The sequence below is a fragment of the Psychrobacillus antarcticus genome, from assembly GCF_029533155.1.
In the GTDB taxonomy this organism is placed as follows: Bacteria; Bacillota; Bacilli; order Bacillales_A; family Planococcaceae; genus Psychrobacillus; species Psychrobacillus antarcticus.
This window is the reverse complement of record NZ_JAIZDB010000004.1, coordinates 92,956-110,574: the sequence shown is the minus strand read 5'-3', so window position 1 is coordinate 110,574 and position 17,619 is coordinate 92,956. Positions and strand designations below refer to the sequence as shown.

Annotated in this window: 16 protein-coding genes and 1 other annotated feature; of the genes, 1 reads left to right on the top strand and 15 read right to left on the bottom strand. The window is 37.0% G+C overall.

Annotation, left to right across the window (positions count from 1 at the left end; all coding sequences use genetic code 11):
* Nucleotides 1-46: 46 nt before the first annotated feature.
* Complete coding sequence (gene sigK / locus LDK52_RS03275; RefSeq protein ID WP_277584520.1) at nucleotides 47-775, top strand: RNA polymerase sporulation sigma factor SigK; 729 nt, start codon at nucleotides 47-49, stop codon at nucleotides 773-775.
* A gap of 345 nt (nucleotides 776-1,120) precedes the next feature.
* Here sigK and mtnN read toward each other — a convergent pair whose 3' ends face one another.
* The 15 genes from mtnN to mnmA all read right to left on the bottom strand — a co-directional run bounded on the left by mtnN (nucleotide 1,121) and on the right by mnmA (nucleotide 17,611).
* On the bottom strand, nucleotides 1,121-1,813 hold the full coding sequence (mtnN, locus tag LDK52_RS03270; RefSeq protein ID WP_277584519.1) for a 5'-methylthioadenosine/S-adenosylhomocysteine nucleosidase: 693 nt from the start codon (nucleotides 1,811-1,813) through the stop codon (nucleotides 1,121-1,123).
* Nucleotides 1,814-1,907: 94 nt separating this feature from the next.
* Nucleotides 1,908-2,603, bottom strand: coding sequence for a YrrS family protein (locus LDK52_RS03265; RefSeq protein WP_277584518.1), 696 nt, complete (start codon nucleotides 2,601-2,603; stop codon nucleotides 1,908-1,910).
* A gap of 580 nt (nucleotides 2,604-3,183) precedes the next feature.
* On the bottom strand, nucleotides 3,184-3,657 hold the full coding sequence (gene greA / locus LDK52_RS03260) for a transcription elongation factor GreA (RefSeq protein ID WP_277584517.1): 474 nt from the start codon (nucleotides 3,655-3,657) through the stop codon (nucleotides 3,184-3,186).
* A 111-nt stretch (nucleotides 3,658-3,768) separates the two neighbouring features.
* Nucleotides 3,769-4,407 carry a uridine kinase gene (gene udk, locus LDK52_RS03255; RefSeq protein ID WP_277584516.1) on the bottom strand — a complete coding sequence of 213 codons (639 nt, stop codon included), beginning with the start codon at nucleotides 4,405-4,407 and terminating at the stop codon, nucleotides 3,769-3,771.
* A complete protein-coding gene (locus tag LDK52_RS03250; protein ID WP_277584515.1) occupies nucleotides 4,407-5,681 on the bottom strand; it encodes a peptidase U32 family protein in 1,275 nt (424 codons plus the stop codon). Before LDK52_RS03250 ends, udk begins: the two co-directional genes overlap by 1 nt.
* Before the next feature lie 56 nt (nucleotides 5,682-5,737).
* On the bottom strand, nucleotides 5,738-6,667 hold the full coding sequence (locus tag LDK52_RS03245; protein WP_277584514.1) for a peptidase U32 family protein: 930 nt from the start codon (nucleotides 6,665-6,667) through the stop codon (nucleotides 5,738-5,740).
* Nucleotides 6,668-6,672: 5 nt separating this feature from the next.
* Nucleotides 6,673-7,308 carry an O-methyltransferase gene (locus tag LDK52_RS03240; protein ID WP_277584513.1) on the bottom strand — a complete coding sequence of 212 codons (636 nt, stop codon included), beginning with the start codon at nucleotides 7,306-7,308 and terminating at the stop codon, nucleotides 6,673-6,675.
* Between the two features lie 114 nt (nucleotides 7,309-7,422).
* On the bottom strand, nucleotides 7,423-8,541 hold the full coding sequence (gene mltG, locus LDK52_RS03235; RefSeq protein WP_277584512.1) for an endolytic transglycosylase MltG: 1,119 nt from the start codon (nucleotides 8,539-8,541) through the stop codon (nucleotides 7,423-7,425).
* A gap of 215 nt (nucleotides 8,542-8,756) precedes the next feature.
* On the bottom strand, nucleotides 8,757-9,071 hold the full coding sequence (locus tag LDK52_RS03230; protein ID WP_277584511.1) for a DUF1292 domain-containing protein: 315 nt from the start codon (nucleotides 9,069-9,071) through the stop codon (nucleotides 8,757-8,759).
* Nucleotides 9,072-9,082: 11 nt separating this feature from the next.
* On the bottom strand, nucleotides 9,083-9,502 hold the full coding sequence (ruvX, locus tag LDK52_RS03225) for a Holliday junction resolvase RuvX (RefSeq protein ID WP_277584510.1): 420 nt from the start codon (nucleotides 9,500-9,502) through the stop codon (nucleotides 9,083-9,085).
* A 2-nt stretch (nucleotides 9,503-9,504) separates the two neighbouring features.
* On the bottom strand, nucleotides 9,505-9,771 hold the full coding sequence (locus LDK52_RS03220; RefSeq protein WP_093537053.1) for an IreB family regulatory phosphoprotein: 267 nt from the start codon (nucleotides 9,769-9,771) through the stop codon (nucleotides 9,505-9,507).
* Nucleotides 9,772-9,848: 77 nt separating this feature from the next.
* Nucleotides 9,849-12,482 (bottom strand): alanine--tRNA ligase, encoded by a 2,634-nt coding sequence (gene alaS / locus LDK52_RS03215; RefSeq protein WP_277584509.1) that lies wholly within the window; start codon nucleotides 12,480-12,482, stop codon nucleotides 9,849-9,851.
* Nucleotides 12,483-13,145: 663 nt separating this feature from the next.
* Nucleotides 13,146-13,356 (bottom strand) — a binding site (T-box leader).
* Between the two features lie 36 nt (nucleotides 13,357-13,392).
* Nucleotides 13,393-15,804 (bottom strand): SF1B family DNA helicase RecD2, encoded by a 2,412-nt coding sequence (gene recD2 / locus LDK52_RS03210; RefSeq protein WP_277584508.1) that lies wholly within the window; start codon nucleotides 15,802-15,804, stop codon nucleotides 13,393-13,395.
* Nucleotides 15,805-15,825: 21 nt separating this feature from the next.
* Nucleotides 15,826-16,482, bottom strand: coding sequence for a tetratricopeptide repeat protein (locus LDK52_RS03205; RefSeq protein WP_277584507.1), 657 nt, complete (start codon nucleotides 16,480-16,482; stop codon nucleotides 15,826-15,828).
* A 16-nt stretch (nucleotides 16,483-16,498) separates the two neighbouring features.
* Nucleotides 16,499-17,611 carry a tRNA 2-thiouridine(34) synthase MnmA gene (gene mnmA, locus LDK52_RS03200; protein ID WP_277584506.1) on the bottom strand — a complete coding sequence of 371 codons (1,113 nt, stop codon included), beginning with the start codon at nucleotides 17,609-17,611 and terminating at the stop codon, nucleotides 16,499-16,501.
* Nucleotides 17,612-17,619 lie beyond the last annotated feature (8 nt).

Sequence of the window (17,619 nt, the reverse complement as noted above, 5' to 3'; positions counted from 1 at the left end):
ATCTTTCGACATATACTGGTCTAACAACTAGATGGAGGTGAACCTCATGACAGGTCTAATGACTGCCTTTATAAGCATCTTTGTAGAATTCCCTCTCGTTCTTGGTTATTTGAAAGGCCAGGCATTTCATCAACCCTTCACTCCGGAAGAAGAAAAAGTAATGATAGATCGTTTTATAGGCGGCGATTTATCGGCTCGGGACGAACTTATCGAACGGAATATGCGATTGGTTGCCCATGTCGTAAAAAAATTCCACCCAAAACATGAACTACTAGACGATTATATCTCAATTGGTACAATTGGTCTGATGAAGGCTGTCAATAGCTATACACCGACGAAGAAAACAAAATTAGCCACATATGCTGCCAGATGTATCGAAAATGAAATACTAATGTATTTGCGATCATTAAAGAAAGTACAAAAGGATGTTTCGCTTCATGAACCAATTGGAACGGATAAAGATGGTCACTCTTTAGAGATTACAGACCTGCTTCCAGGTATCGATAAAAGCACGGATGAACAGTTGGTAGAGGAAGAAGATACTAAAAATTTATATCGACATTTGTCTCATCTTGAAAACAGGGAACTCGAAATCATCATTCGAAGATATGGTTTACATGGGCATGAACCGATGACTCAAAAAGATATTTCTAAGCAACTAAAAATATCTAGGAGTTACGTCTCTCGGATTGAAAAACGCGCTCTAGTAAAACTATACCAGTCCTATATACATGAAAAAAACTCTTTTGATGTATCAAACACCAAAAGAGCTTAGATAAGTAAAAGTGAAACCTCAATCAATGGGGGGTTCTTTTCCCCATTAATTGTTAGTTTAACCATTCTGGCTTTTACGGGCAGTTTATACCATTTATACTTAGTTAGATAGGTCAAAATTTGGTATAGGAGAGTTACTGCCCATAAATGCGGGATCAATCTTCACTTGTCTCTGCGATCATGATAAATGCTAATACTGCTGTTATGATAATTGATGTTGCCATTAGAAATAACATTTAATCTCCTCCTATTACATTAAAAAGCGCTTGATAACTTTATCATAGCATATAAAGGGAGAATTATTAATATATGCCAAACTACTCAGTATGGCATATTAATGACAAACTTATAATTTTTCGATTACCTGTAAAACTACTTGTGTCGAATGTTTTGCAGCAACTGGTAAAAACTCATCGAAACTTATAGAAGACTCTTTTCCAGCGATATCAGAAAGTGCACGGATGACGACAAAAGGAACTTCAAATTGATAACAAACCTGTGCAACTGCAGCAGCTTCCATTTCACAAGCTTTCATTTGCGGAAAAAGGACACGAACCTGTTCAACTTTTGCAGGATTATGCATAAAGATATCACCAGTCGCTATTAAACCTGTTGCAGCTTGGTGTTCTCCAATTTCATATACTGCTTCCTCTGCCAATTTCATTAAGCGTTCGTCTGCCTTAAATGCAGCTGGAAGCTGGGGTACTTGTCCCATTTCATAGCCAAAAGCGGTTACATCCACATCATGATATCTTACCTCATCCGATATTACGATAGCCCCTACTTCTAAATTCGGATCATAGCCACCTGCAGAACCCGTGTTAATCACATAATCAGGTTTATATTCACTTAATAATATGGAAGTAGTCATGGCCGCATTCACTTTCCCGATTCCACTTTTCAATAAAATGACTTCATGATTATTGTATGTCCCACTTGTAAATTCACTGTTTGCTATAGTCTTTGTTTCAGGATTTTCTATTTTATTTCTCAGAAGTTCTACTTCCTCTTCCATTGCACCAATTACCGCTATTTTCATACTTTATTGCCCCTCTCTAGAATGCACTTCTTTAAAAATAAGGAAAAAAGCTTCTTAAGTCAAGAAGCTTTTCTTTTTGGAACTATTTAGGGCTCTATTCTAATGTTTTCAGTATTTCTTTTTTTGTTGGTTTCCATCCTTCACCATCTACCCATTCGAGGGATATACGATAAATTTCGCTTCCATCTTTAGATGTAACAATTCCTATCGACTTTTGTGGACTACCACCGTTACCGAGACGTTTAACATACATATTAGAGGGATCTAAGTTAGCGGCATAGGCCAATGCATCCACTTTCTCTTCCCAGTCAACAGCTCCTTTCGTATAACTAGAAACATGTTCACCAGTTTGCTTAGTACCTATTGGCTGCCATCCAGAGTCGATTACAACCGAATTTACTTTTGAATCGTCTGATGGCTCTGTAGTAACAGTACCAGCTTCATTCTCTTTTGTATCGGTGCTTGCATTCTCTTGTGTTTCTATCGTTGTATCTTCATTTGAGGAAGTAGGTTTAGTGGATTCTTCGATAATTTCTTTTTCGTCTTCAGATTCCACGTCTTCTTCTTCTTCTGTTACCAATTCATTTTCAGCATTTCCTTCCTCTAATTCAGAGGTTTTGGTAGATGGATCAGCAACTTCTTTTTCATCATCACCTGTAACAATATTTATTGCGACGATGATGATAAGTAAAATTACTACTCCTATTAATATATTTAAAATATTATTCTTTTTTCGCTTGTGATTTCGTTGATCTAAGCGTGAGTCAAATTTCGAGTTCTTTTCTGGCATGCAACTTCCTCCTTCAATATAAGAGAATATACTATACATAGACGATAATGATAGGGTTTTGTTTCAACAAGCTAAAAAATAGCTATATTCTCACAACTACTTACCAAATTATTTAGGTAAAAGATTCTAGTTAGTAAAGTACAAGTATCTGTTTAAGCTCCAAACCAGCGGAAAACAGTCCGCTTGGTTAGGTATACTATTTTATTAGTAAAAGAAAGTGGATTTCCTTTGATCTGAGTCCCTTTCAACCTTACTTGTTTTAAAGTAAAATACGTATATTTAGGTGTTTTTATATCCAATTATATAAAGTGGATATCATTGATTGGAGCGCAGAGCGGCGACTCCAGTGGGAACAGCGCGAACTGAAGACCCTGGACTGAGCGTTAGCGAAAATCTTTTTTGCGACGAGCTTGCGCAGGAGCAAGGGAAGCGGCTGAAGCCGTGCCCACGGAAAGCGTCCGCTCGGAGCGGAAATCAGTAGTCTTATTCAATTTTTTAGCCCATGAACTCCTTATACAGGTTGTATTTCATATATTTTCTTATCAAAAAAGAGGTAAACGGTTTCGTTTACCTCTTTGTTTTATGAAATAGTTTTTATTTCAACGTCCATTTCTCCACCAGGAGTTAGGATTTTCACTCGATCTCCTGTAGACTTGCCAATTAAACCTTTAGCAATTGGAGAATCATTTGAAATTAGACCTTCTATTGGGTCAGCTTCTGCAGAACCTACGATTGTGTAAGTTTCTTCATCACCATCTGGGATTTCCACAAATGTTACTGTTTTACCAAGTGAAACAGTGTCGTTGTTTCCTTCACCTTCGATATTAACTGAATTGCGAATCATTGACTCTAGAGTTGAAATTCTCCCCTCTACAAATGCTTGGTCTTCTTTAGCTGAATCATATTCAGAGTTCTCTGATAGATCGCCAAAACTTCTAGCAATTTTAATACGTTCTACTACCTCTTTACGTTTAACCGTTATTAAATGAGTTAATTCATCTTGTAATTTTTGTTTACCAGCAACGGTCATTGGATACTTTTTCTCTGTTGACACTCCCATACACTCCTTTTAGTACACACTTAAAACTTATTCATGTAGTATTCATATGCATCTTATCACAATGTTATGAATTTCATGAAATTATTGTCAATCACAATCATCATATTATACAATAACATCCGTTTCAAGAATAGTCTTAATTTTTGTTACCATTAAATCGATTGCCACTTCATTGTGACCACCTTCTGGAATAATTATGTCTGCATATCTTTTAGTTGGCTCGATGAATTGATTGTGCATCGGACGAACTACATGAAGGTATTGATCCACTACGGAATCTACTGTACGCCCTCTTTCCTTAATATCACGTAAAATACGACGAATAATCCGTAAATCTGCATCTGTATCGACAAATAATTTGATATTCATCATATTTCGAAGTCGCTCATCTTCCAATACCAGTATACCTTCTAAAATAATTACATCTTTAGGTTCTATTTTAATCGTCTTTGAAGAGCGGGTATGTTTGGCATAATCGTATACTGGCTTTTCAATTGCCTTATTGTCTAACAAATTGTGAATATGTTCAAGTAATAAGTCATTATCAAAAGCTAAAGGATGATCATAATTTGTATTAAGTCTTTCCTCAAACTTTAAATGACTTTGATCTTTATAATAATAATCTTGTTGTATTACTACTACTGAATGGTTCTTAAATACTTCACTTATTGCATTCGTTACGCTTGTTTTACCTGATCCTGATCCACCTGTGATCCCAATGATAAGAGGAGTTTTCTTCGTCATTATTTCATCCCTTTTCTCATCATATTATTTGGATATAATTTTGTCACACATTTAAATTGGACAATTTGCAATGGATGTCTCGCTGCATCCAATACCTGTCCTTTTTCATCTGTAATTTCATTTATATCCAACTCAAAATTTTCTATTTCTGGACCAAAAAACTCTACTTTGTCCCCAGGCTTAAAATAATTTCGTTGTTGCAGTGTCACTATTTGTGTTTCTTCGTTATACTCTAACACAAGTCCCACAAAATCATAGCCTAATTTTTTATCATGTACCCCGTACATTTGTTGTTCAAACCCAGGTTCATCCTCAAAAAATGCTGTGTCTGTTTCCCGATTTGCACATTTTTCTAGTTCTTTTACCCAGCTTTGTTGCATTTCAAAGTTTTCTGGATCTGCACAATAGGCGTCAATTACTTTACGATAAACAGTCACAACTGTAGCTATATAGTGAATAGACTTCATACGACCTTCCACTTTAAGAGAATCGATTCCTAATTCGATTAAACGAGGTATTGACTCCAATAATTTCAAATCTTTTGGACTCATCGCAAATGGAACATCATCCTCTTTGAACAACGGCTGTTCTTGTCCATCGGTCTGTTCATACAAATCATAATCCCACCGGCAAGATTGACAGCATCCGCCTCTATTCGAGTCTCGGGCAGTCATATGATTGGAAAGTGTACATCTACCACTGTAAGCGATACACATTGCCCCGTGTACAAACGTTTCAATTTCAATATCAACTTTCTCTTTCATCAATTGAATTTCGTCTCCACTAGTTTCACGAGCAAGTACTACTCGATTAAGCCCCTCTTCTTTCCAATACTGAACAGCTTTCCAATTGGACAAGGATTGTTGAGTGCTTAAGTGAAGCTCTAGTTTAGGTGCTACGGTTCTACATGTCTCAATTATTAAAGGATCTGCAACAATAATACCAGTGACACCAGCAGATTCTACAGCTTGGAGGTATTCTTCCAGTCCATCCATATTTTCATTATGGGCGAATATATTCGTAGTCACGTACACTTTTGCACCATACTGAGTCGCAAATTCTACCCCTTCTCGCATTTCATCTATTGAAAAATTTCCCGCATTTGATCGAAGTCCAAATTCTCTACCACCTATAAATACTGCATCAGCACCATAATGGACAGCAATTTTCAACTTCTCTAAACTTCCAGCAGGCGCTAATAATTCAGGTTTTTTCGTAATAACACGCTTACCATCAATTAGCTCACTTATTTTATCTATTTTAGTGTTAAGCAAATACAACCTATCCTTCCCTAAATGATTAACACATGCAAACTTTTTTGTTATATGTGTTAATACACCGTCTCTTTAAAGAAAAAGCCAGTATCTAATGGTCTTAATGCTGGTTGAATCTCTTCAATTTTGTTCAATAAATCTTTTTTACATGCTTTGTAAGCCACTTTCGATTCATAATAAGCATCGATAGCTTGACGGTAATAGCCTGTAACTGCAGTTACATAGGAAGGGTCTTGTAGGATCCCATCTATTTTTAAACTATCAATTTCAGCATCTAATAACTCATCTAGTTCATCTATCATACACATATCGTTTGGACTGAAAATATGCGTCCCATTACTATCCTCATAAATCGGATATTTATTGGAACGTTCTTTGTCATGTAAAAACATATGGCTATTTATTGAACGATTTTCTACTTCCATTGCTTTTTCTTGAAATAAGAAATAATTCCCTAATAGTGAACGCTTCGATTGAAAGATACAAGTCATCCCATGAACTTGCACTTCTATTTGAACTTCCGCATTTTCTTTTACTTCTACTACCTCATCAAGACTTAACTCTCTTGCTAGCACGGCCCTAGTGGACCCACGTTTGCCCCAATAATTCGCTGTAAAGTAATTGGTTGCTGTTTGTTCTGTATTCCAGTGTAACGGAATAGTTACTTCAGCTTCACGTCTTGCTATAAGGACAGCTGGATCACCAAAAACAATTCCATCTACGTCGATTTCTTGCAGTTTTTTCATATAAGGTGCTAGCGCTTCTAGTTTATCGTTATGGAAAAGGGCATTTATCGCCACATATAGCTTTTTGTTTTGTTTAGACGTGAGAATTCTTGCTGTTGCAATATCTTCCAATGTAAATTCCCCAGGAAGTCTTAGACCAAAAAATTGTTCGCCAACTAAAAAGGCATCTGCTCCAGCTACTATTAAATCTTCTAAATGATTAATACTTGCAGGTGTTACTAATAATTCCGTTTTTTTCACGTCTTTCACCTCTTAATACTTACTAACATTCCATCTCCAACAGGTAAGAATGCTGTGTCATAATCCGGATGATTCATTAGCCACTCCATAAATTGATGTTGGTTTCGGACCATTGTTCTTTTTCTTCTAGGCACTTCACTCATCGGTAATTCGGACAATCCATTTAACAATAAATTATCACAATAAATAACACCACCATCATTTAAAAATGGGGCATATTTTTCGAAGAATTTTTTGTACTGGCCTTTAGCTGCATCAATAAAAATAGCATCAAATTGTAGATCTCCAAGCTCTTTTGCAGATATTTCTAAAGCATCCCCAACGATTACTTGAATTCGATTTTGTAATTCCGCACGCTCCATATAAGTCTTAGCCAGTGCGGCCTTTGTTTCATCTCTCTCAATGGTCACGATGGATGATTTCTTTAGTTTTGTTGCCATACGCATGGAAGAGTAACCAATTGCAGTCCCGAGTTCTAAAATAGACTTTGGCTTTTGTAAGGAGAGGAGTTGCAATAACGATTCCATACCCATTAGTTGCATAATAGGCACATGGTTATCTTTTGCATATTGTTCCATTTCCAAAAAAATAGCGGATCTAGGTTTAATTAGATCCTTCAAAAAATCATCACTTATATTCATCTAACAAACCCCTTTAGGTCAAGAAAATAGTAATCCCTATTATGTAAAAAAACAACTCTTATAATAACATAGAAGGAGAAGGAATGCGATATCACTCCTTCTCCTGCAGCCAAATTATTTTAAGAATTCGTCAATTTTTTGAAGATGTTCATCATAAGTTACAGAAAAGTGATTGGTGCCATCTTTACCTGCTAAGAAGTAAAAATAATCTGTATCACTCGGATCCAGTGTAGCTTCAATAGACGTTTTACCAGCGTTTGCTATAGGTCCAGGTGGCATACCTATATTTTTATAAGTATTGTAGGGGTTATCAAACTCTAAGTCTTCAAACAACACTCGATCTTTATGCGTTCCTTTTGCATATAGAACAGTTGGATCTGTTTGCAGAGGCATACCTTCTTCAATGCGGTTATAAAATACACTTGCAATGGTTGCTCGATCTGTTTGGGCCGTAGCTTCTTCCTCTAACAAAGATGCAAATGTCAATAGCCAGTGAACTGATTTTTCTTCTGCTTGCAATAGATCGGAATATGAAGTCACAACTTTATCTGTATTTGCAAGCATCGCATCCACGATTGATTCGAGTGAAGGATTTTCCTCAAAAAACGGATAGGTTGCTGGGAAAAGATATCCTTCTAATGCATAGCGAACATTTTCTCCTTTAATTTCTGCTCCTAAAACATTTGGATATTTTATCATCATTCTATCAACAAATTCCTCACTTGTTACAAGCGTAAAGAAATCATCTGCAGAATGATTTGTTTTCTTTTCAACTACTTGTCCAATTTGCTCGAGTGTTAATCCTTCAGGAATAGTCAAGGAGAAAACTGGGTCTCTGTAAACTTTACCTGCTTTTAAGCTTTGAATAATTTCATCTAATGTCATAGCTTTCGTTAAACTATACTCTCCAGCCTGAAATTGAGATTCATTGTTAAACTTTGCATAATACTTGAAGATGTCCGCATTTTTAATAATTCCACTTTCTTCTAACTTGTTGGAGATACTATCTAATCCTGATCCAATTGGAATGTCCAGTGTTATAGTCTCTTCAGAATTAGGATCTAATGGTTGTAAAGCTGATTCCACAAAGTTATAGACTAATAATCCACCTATACCTCCAACTACAATTATTAGAAAGGTAATAATTAAAACAATTTTCCTAACAAGCTTTACTTCTTTTTTCTTATTTTTCATTTTATTAAACATTATATCTTTTTTTGTCTCATTTCCCACGGGTTCTCCCCCTTTATCCCGCCTTAACGGGCAGTAATACCTCAAAGAATATGCGGATAAACTGCCCTAAAGGTCCGATTGGTTCAACTAACATTCAGCGGGGAGAAAAATACCCTCTGAATGAAGTTTCACTTTATCCTATCTCATTATACAAGAAAATATATAAAAAGAAAAAGGTGAACGAGGCTTCCCTCATCCACCTTAAATAGATAATCTTATTCTTCGTCTTCTTCGTCTTCTTCTTCTTCTTCATCTTGCTCATCTAAGAATGTACTTAACATTTCTTCGATCATATCCCATTCAGTATCAGATTCGACTGGAAGTAATTCCCCGTCTTCTCCGTTTTCATTTGGAGTGAAGGATGAAGCATGAATTTCAATTTCTTCATTTTCATCTTCTTCTGCTCCTATTGGATAATAAAGTACATAGGATTTTCCAAATTCATCTGATTCAAATGTGAACAATACTTCACAAAGTTGTTCGTTTCCACTCTCATCTACAATTGTAATATTTTCTTGACCATGGTCCATTTGTAGTCACCTCATCTATTTTTTCTGTCTAGAAAGCCTTGTAAGATCATTACAGCAGCCATCTTGTCAATTACTAGCTTACGCTTCTTACGGCTAACATCCGCATCTATTAACATACGTTCTGCAGCCATCGTTGTCAATCGTTCATCCCATAATGTAACTGGAAAATGATATTTATCGGTTAAGAGCTTGGCATATGATTCTGATGCCTCAGCCCGCGGACCAATAGAATTATTCATATTTTTCGGATATCCAACAACAAACTCGGTTACAGTATGCTCTTTCACGAGTTCATCAATTCGTTCTAGACCAAATTCTAAATTTTCTTCATGTATTTTTATCGTTTCAATACCTTGTGCAGTCCAACCAAATGCATCACTGATTGCTACTCCAACGGTACGTGATCCAACATCTAACCCCATAATTCGCATCATTAAGCCTCATTATTTTTCTTAATATAGAACTTCACTAATTCTTCTAATATTTCATCTCGTTCAAGTTTTCGAATCATATTTCTTGCGTCTTGATGGCGAGGAATATAAGCTGGATCACCTGACAATAAATAGCCTACAATTTGATTGATAGAATTATACCCTTTTTCTTCTAGTGCAGAGTGAACTTGAACCATCACATGTTTTACTTCTTGTTCCATTGATTCTTCAGGGAAATTAAATTTCATCGTTTTATCAAATGAACTCATGATCAGCACCTCGCTTTCTATTTAAGTGAGTAAACAAATGTATCTATTGTAATAGTATACCCTATTTTGGAAAAAGTTTAAACAGATTTAATATATTCCACTACAGAACTTAAGGCAGCATCCAGCTTACTTCCATCTTTAGCCCCTGCCATTGCAAAATCTGGACGACCTCCACCTTTACCTCCACATTGCTCTGCTACTAGTTTGACGATATTTCCAGCATGATAGTTCCCACCAACTATATCTTTTGTTACTCCTGCTGTAATCATTACTTTATCCCCATCAACTGCACCTAAAACAATAACCGCTTTTTCTAGCTTTTGTTTTAAATCGTCCATCATTTGACGTAGTTGGTTATTATCCTTTGCCTCTACTTTTACGGATAATACCGTTATATCATTTACTTTTTGTGCAGATGATAGAACAGATGAAGCTTGGCTATTAGCAATTTTCGCAGAAAGTGACTCATTGTCTTTTTGAACATTTTTTAGTTCTTGTAATGTTTGAGCGACTTTATTCACTAAATCCTTTGGTTGTGCTTTTAGTAAGTTTGCCGCTTCGTTTAACATATGTTCTTCTTCTTTAACTATTTCAAAAGCACCTTTACCGGTTACAGCTTCAATACGTCTTGTACCTGCTCCTATTCCACTTTCCGAAAGGATTTTAAAGATTCCAATTTCCGAAGTGTTTTGAACGTGAATACCACCACATAGCTCTAATGAGAAATCTCCCATTTTTACCACTCGTACAATAGCACCATATTTTTCGCCAAATAATGCCATTGCTCCCATTTGTTTTGCTTCATCAATATTATGGAAGCCAGTTACCACTTGAATATTATCCCACACTTTTTCATTTACTATACGCTCTATTTGTTCAATCTCTTCTTTTGTTACTTGTCCAAAATGAGAAAAGTCAAATCGCAAACGATCTGGGCCTACATAAGAACCGGCTTGGTTTACATGAGTTCCTAATACATCTTTCAAAGCCTGATGTAAAATATGTGTAGCGGAGTGATTTTTAATCGTATGACCACGAAGTGAATTATCGACAGTTGCCACAACTTCAGCATCTGTAATGATTTCACCAGAGACAATCATAACTGTGTGCAAATTTTGTCCGTTAGGAGCTTTCTGGACGTCTTTTACGTATCCTCTAAAAGTATCATTTTCAATTACACCATGATCGGCAATTTGGCCACCACTTTCAGCATAGAAAGGCGTTTTAGTTAATACTACTTTAACTTCTTCGCCTTCATGTGCCGATTTTACTAGTACTTGATCACGAACAATCGAAGTAACTTTAGTAGCAACCGTCATCGTATCATATCCAATAAATTCACTTTCATCATGTAGATTTCCGAATACTTCTGATTGAACCTGCATTGAATCTACATTTTGACGTGCAGCACGCGCGCGAGTTCGCTGCGCTTCCATTTCTGTTTTGAATCCTTCATGGTCTACGGTCATATTTGCCTCTTCTGCATATTCTTCCGTTAATTCAATTGGGAAACCGTACGTATCATATAACGTGAATGTTGTAGTTCCTGGGATATAAGACTCCCCTTTAGCTTGCTGTTCTACGATTACTTTTTCTAAAATAGCTAAACCATCATGGAGTGTTTCATGGAATCTTTCTTCTTCCGTTCTCATAACGCGCATGATGAAATCTTGTTTTTCTGTTACTTCTGGGTAGAAATCTCGCATGATTTCCCCAACAACTGGGACAAGTTCATGTAGGAAAGGTTTTTCAATACCTAATTGTTTTGCAAAACGAACCGCTCTACGAAGTAATCTTCTAAGGACATATCCTCTACCTTCGTTTGATGGTAATGCACCATCTCCAATAGCAAATGCTACTGTCCGAACGTGGTCAGCAATTACTTTAAATGCAGTATCATCCACATCATTTGTACGATATGACTTGCCGGATATCATTTCCGTTTGACGGATAATTGGCATAAATAAATCTGTATCAAAGTTTGTTGGAACATCTTGTACAACACTTGTAATACGCTCTAGTCCCATACCAGTATCAATATTTTGCTTTGGTAAAGGTGTGTACGTATTGTCTGGATTATGATTGAATTCGGAGAATACTAAATTCCAAATTTCTAAATAACGTTCGTTTTCCCCACCCGGATATAGTTCTGGATCGTTTAGATCATTACCATAGCTTTCTCCACGGTCGTAGAAAATCTCCGAGTTGGGACCACTTGGACCTTCCCCAATATCCCAGAAGTTACCTTCTAAACGGATAAGTCTATCTTCTGGAATTCCAATTTCATCCTTCCAAATAGTATATGCCTCTTCGTCCTCTGGATGAATCGTAATAGATAATTTTTCTGGTTCAAAAGCCATCCACTTAGAATCAGTTAAAAATTCCCAAGCATATTGGATTGCTTCTTTTTTGAAGTAGTCGCCAATAGAAAAGTTACCAAGCATTTCAAAGAAAGTATGATGTCTTGCTGTTTTCCCAACGTTTTCAATATCGTTTGTACGAATAGATTTTTGCGCATTCGTAATACGAGGATTTTCAGGAACTACACGACCGTCAAAATATTTTTTTAATGTTGCTACCCCACTATTGATCCAAAGTAAAGATGGGTCGTTTATAGGCACAAGTGGAGCTGATGGTTCCTGTGAATGACCTTTTTCCATAAAAAAGTCTAAATACATTTGTCTAATTTGAGCACCTGTTAATTGTTTCATGTTAAATTCCTCCTAATAATTTGTATTTATTGTTGGTAGACCTTGAAAATTAAATATTCGGATCGGCTTTCTGTAAGTAAAGATTGTTGTGTTAAAGGGAGCCGAGATAAAATTTTCTATACGGATGTGAGCTGCCGCACGCTACGCATGAGCCTCCGCAGGATGAGTCGCTCCTAACGTCGCTCCCACATCCTTTACGGGGTCTCATTCTTCGCGCTCTTGCGGCTGTTAGGCTCACATCCTGAAAATAGCTATTGATAAAATAACACTTACTTAAACTCTCACCTGCTTCATATTGAGTCTTTAAAGAATGCTACCTATTCATCGTGTTTGTAATAAAGGATAAATCTAATAAATGAATAATCACTACTCACTTTATTGATTGTAGTGAAAGGTGGCGACTCCAGCGGGATAAGCGAGAAAGTCGAGACCCAGTAAGGAGGACATTGACCAAACTTTGTTTGGGTAATGTCTTTGCGACGAGTATCCGCAGGAGCATATATTTTCGCAGCGAACGAGGAGGCTCGGCCTCGCACGCGGAAAGCGTTCCACCTGTTTCTGCATCGCTGCACTAGCTTCGAAACATGAAAGTGCGATGTAACGGAAATCAACAGTATTGCTTCACTCAAAACCAAAACAAATAAAAAAAGCCCTCATCCCTAAAAAAGGGACGAAAGCTGTTGTTTCGCGGTACCACCCTAGTTACATAGCAGAATTCCTACTATGTCTCTCAAGAAGCCTTAACGCGGCCGAACGACAGGTTTTAACTGTACTCAGGAGTAGCTTTCCTATATGTTAGGTCCGTGAATTCTTCCAGCCAAGGAATCCATCTCTAGTCAGCTAACATTAGTACTTTCTCCATCAACATTTTACTATATGCAATTGATTATAAAAAACAAATCCGCTTGTGTCAATTGTCTGTATCCATAAATTGATACGGACTGACTCCATTCATCCCAAAAAGAGGGTCAATTATATGATAATTTCCAGCAGATAAGTAGGTAACGTCCGTTTGAGTTCTATCTGATTCTATTTCTTTATGTTCTTGTTGCACCAGTTCTTCTTCATTAGTTAAACGATCTTTTAACGTCGTTAACCGCTGAAGATCATCCGTTCGCTCCACTCCAAACTTAAAAACTTCTGGGTCGCCACATAATATGAGAAAGTTTTTAGCACGCGTAATTCCTGTATATAGTAAATTTCGTCTTAGCATCTTCATATAACTTCTCGTTATCGGCATAATAACCGTTTGAAATTCACTACCCTGTGCTTTATGAACGGAACAACAGTAAGCTAATGTCAGTTGATTCAAATCATTTTTTTCGTAGGTCACTTCATTGCCATCGAAAGAAACAATTAACATTTCTTTTTTCTCGACTGTTTCTGCAGCTCTAAAGATACTAATGACTTCCCCCATATCGCCATTAAACACATGACTCTCTGGTTGATTGACTAGTTGAAGTACTTTATCTCCTATACGATAAATAGTTTCGCCAAAAATCATTTCTTTTCGCTTACCGTCTGTATTCGGGTTGACCATTTCTTGAATCATTTTGTTTAGTGCATCAATTCCCGCAGGACCTCTATACATAGGTGCTAGAACCTGCATATCTCGAATGGAATGCCCTTTGGATAAAGCACTTTTTAATACTTGTTCCACAACTTTAGGGATTTGTTCGGTTGAAGCCTTAATAAAAGAACGATCCATTGTCTTATCTAATAAGGATGCCGGTACCTTCCCTTGCTTCATTTCATGGGCAAGTTCTATAATCGATGATCCCTCTGCTTGACGATAAATATCCTTTAGTTCTACTGTAGGAATTCGTTTGGATGCAAGTAGATCCTTTAGAACCTGTCCAGGTCCTACCGGTGGAAGTTGATCTTCGTCCCCTACAAAGATAACTTGGGCATCTTTTGGGATAGCTTTTAATAATTGATGTCCTAACCAAGTATCTAACATAGATGTTTCATCGATGATAATTAGTTTGCCTTCTATCTCTTTGCCTTCAACATCTGCATCCTCTTTGCCAGTAAAACCTAATAATCGATGAATAGTCATAGCAGGTAATTCCGTCGATTCACTTAGGCGTTTAGCTGCTCTACCAGTTGGAGCGGCTAAAACTACAGGAAATGGTTTCTTGTCCTTTAACCATTCCTTTGGATCCAGTGAAAGTCCATGAAGCTCTGCATAGAGTTCAACGATTCCTCGCACAACGGTTGTTTTCCCAGTACCAGGACCTCCCGTTAATAAGGTCATACTTGCATTTAATGCAGTCTCAATCGCATTAATCTGAGTCGGCGCATACTGCACCCCTAAGCGTTCTTCAATTCCTCCAAGATGCTTTTTCATCTCTGCTAATGGAAATTGATGATGTGAATCATTTTCAGCTAGTAATGTTTCAATTTTAGAGCCAATTCCAACTTCGGAATAATATAAAGAAGGAATATAAAAACGATTCACTTCGCCGACAATCCGACTTTCTTCCGCAAGTTCAATGCAACATTTGGTAATTGCTTCATAAGGAATTTCTTCCCGCTGTGCATTTTCTAATAGCCTTTTAACAGATTCTAATAATTGCTCTGCATATAAGAATACATGGCCTTCTCCTAACGAAGCAGTTTGAAGCAGGTGATAGATTGCTGCTTTAATACGATCGGGGTGGTTCCCTTGAATTCCCAGCTTGTAACCAAGCTCGTCAGCTCGAACGAAACCTACTCCCTCTACTTCTTCAATTAGGCGGAAAGGATTTTTCGTAAGGACGGTGAGCGTTTCTTCTCTATATGCTTGATAGATTTTCATAGCAATTTGCGGGCCAAATCCCCATTCATTTAGTTGAATCATCACTTTTTCCAAGCCTAGATTCTGTTCTAATACTGCACGTAGTGTTTGTTTTTTCTCTTCAGAAAGACGTGGAACTACATCTAACGCTGATGGATCATCCAATATTTTGTTAATGGCATTTGTTCCAAGTTTTTTAACAATTTGTTCTGCCGTTTTGCGACCTATACCAGTGAACATATCACTCGAAAGATAATGAATAATTCCTTGCTCCGTTGCTGGAACTTCCTTTTGGAATGTTTCTACTTGGAATTGTACGCCATATTTCGGATGATTTTTAACATATCCAATGAATTTATATGGTTCTTCTAGTACTAATGGGGGGAAATAACCAGAGACAATTATTTCCTTTTCTATGTATGTAGTATTAGTGGATTTGATTTTCACTTTTATAATAGAGAATAAGTTTTGAGGGTTATGAAAAATCGAAACGATAGGACGACCCGTAATAAATTGTTTTTCATTATCTATTTCAATGGTCATACTACCGCCTCCTAAGTTTCATTAATTGCGTAGGGAAATCATGTCGTACACATAGCGTGCTTGATCATAACTAGGTTGTAAAGTAAAAGCTTCTTTTAAATGGGACAGAGCAGCCTCTGTGTCAGATGTCGAAACTGCATACAATACGCCTAAATTATAGTGAGCATCTGCATTTTTCGCATCTAGCTCTACAATTTCTTTAAATACGGGTTCTGCTTGTTCAAACATCTCTACGCTAGCAAGGGCAATACCGTAGGATAATTTCACTTGAATATCGTCTGTAGCTAGTTCATATGCTCTTTGTAAATATGGCAGTGAAAGCATGGTATGACCTTCTTTTTCCAGACTCTTCCCAAGCATATAATAAGCGTCCGCTCCTTCAATTCCGCCCGCGATCGCTTTTTCATATAACTTCGCAGCTTCCTCAAATCGATCCGCATTATAGTATAAGTTTGCAAGACTGTAAAAGGCAGTTGCTGCACCACCATCTAAAGTAATCGCTTTTTGGAAAAACTTCTCTGCTCTTTCATCTTCATTCATCGAGGATAAAAGATTTCCAAAATTAATATAACCGATTGCCTCTTCCGGATTTTCTTCAATCGCTTTCGTAAAAAGCTCTACCGCTTTTTCATAATCTTCTTCATGTATAGCTTGTATTCCTAATTCATTGTAATTCATGTGTTAGTACCTCCAGTTATCCAACATAATCCAGTTTAAGGCCATCTTTGAATACTTCATCAATTGTAGCTCCACCTAGACATTCATCTCCTTGGTAGAAAACAACGGCTTGTCCTGGTGTAATAGCACGAACTGGTTCATCAAATATAACTCTCACTCGATTATTATCTATCAACTCCACCAGTACACCTATATCCTCTTGGCGATAACGGAACTTCGCTGTTGCTTGGAATGATTGCGGCTTTTCTAATGTCGTTGTAAAAGATAAATCAGTTGCAGTTAAGCTAGTTGAAAAGAGTGCATCATTATTAATGTTTTGCCCAACTAGAAGTACATTTCTGTCCAAATCTTTCCCCATTACGAACCAAGGATCACCTGAACCACCGATTCCTAGACCATGACGTTGACCAATTGTATAGTACATCAACCCATCATGCTGTCCCATTACTTTGCCATCCATTGTTTCCATGGCACCTTGTTGTGCAGGTAGATATTGGCTCAAAAATTCCTTGAAGTTTCTTTCTCCAATGAAACAGATACCTGTGGAATCCTTTTTCGTTGCTGTAGCAAGTCCTTTCTCTAATGCAATTTCACGCACTTTTTTCTTTTCTAAATGGCCAATTGGGAACATTACTTTTTCTAATTGTTCTTGATTTAATTGATTTAAGAAATACGTTTGGTCTTTATTATTGTCTCTTCCACGTAGCATACGAGTTTGTCCTTCATGAACTTCTACTTGTGCATAGTGACCAGTTGCTAAATAATCTGCTCCTAATGCTAATGCATGCTCTAAGAAGGCTTTAAATTTAATTTCTTTATTACACATGACATCTGGATTAGGAGTTCGTCCTGCTTTATATTCTTCTAAAAAGTAAGTGAAAACTTTATCCCAATATTGCTTTTCAAAGTTTACGGCATAATAAGGAATACCTATTTGGTTACAAACTTTTATCACGTCTTCATAATCTTCAGTAGCAGTACACATACCAAATTCATCGGTGTCATCCCAGTTTTTCATGAAGATGCCGATTACATCATAGCCTTGTTCTTTCAGTAGATATGCCGCAACGGAAGAGTCTACTCCTCCGGACATTCCAACAACTACTCTTGTATCTTCTATTTTTTTCATCGTATTCA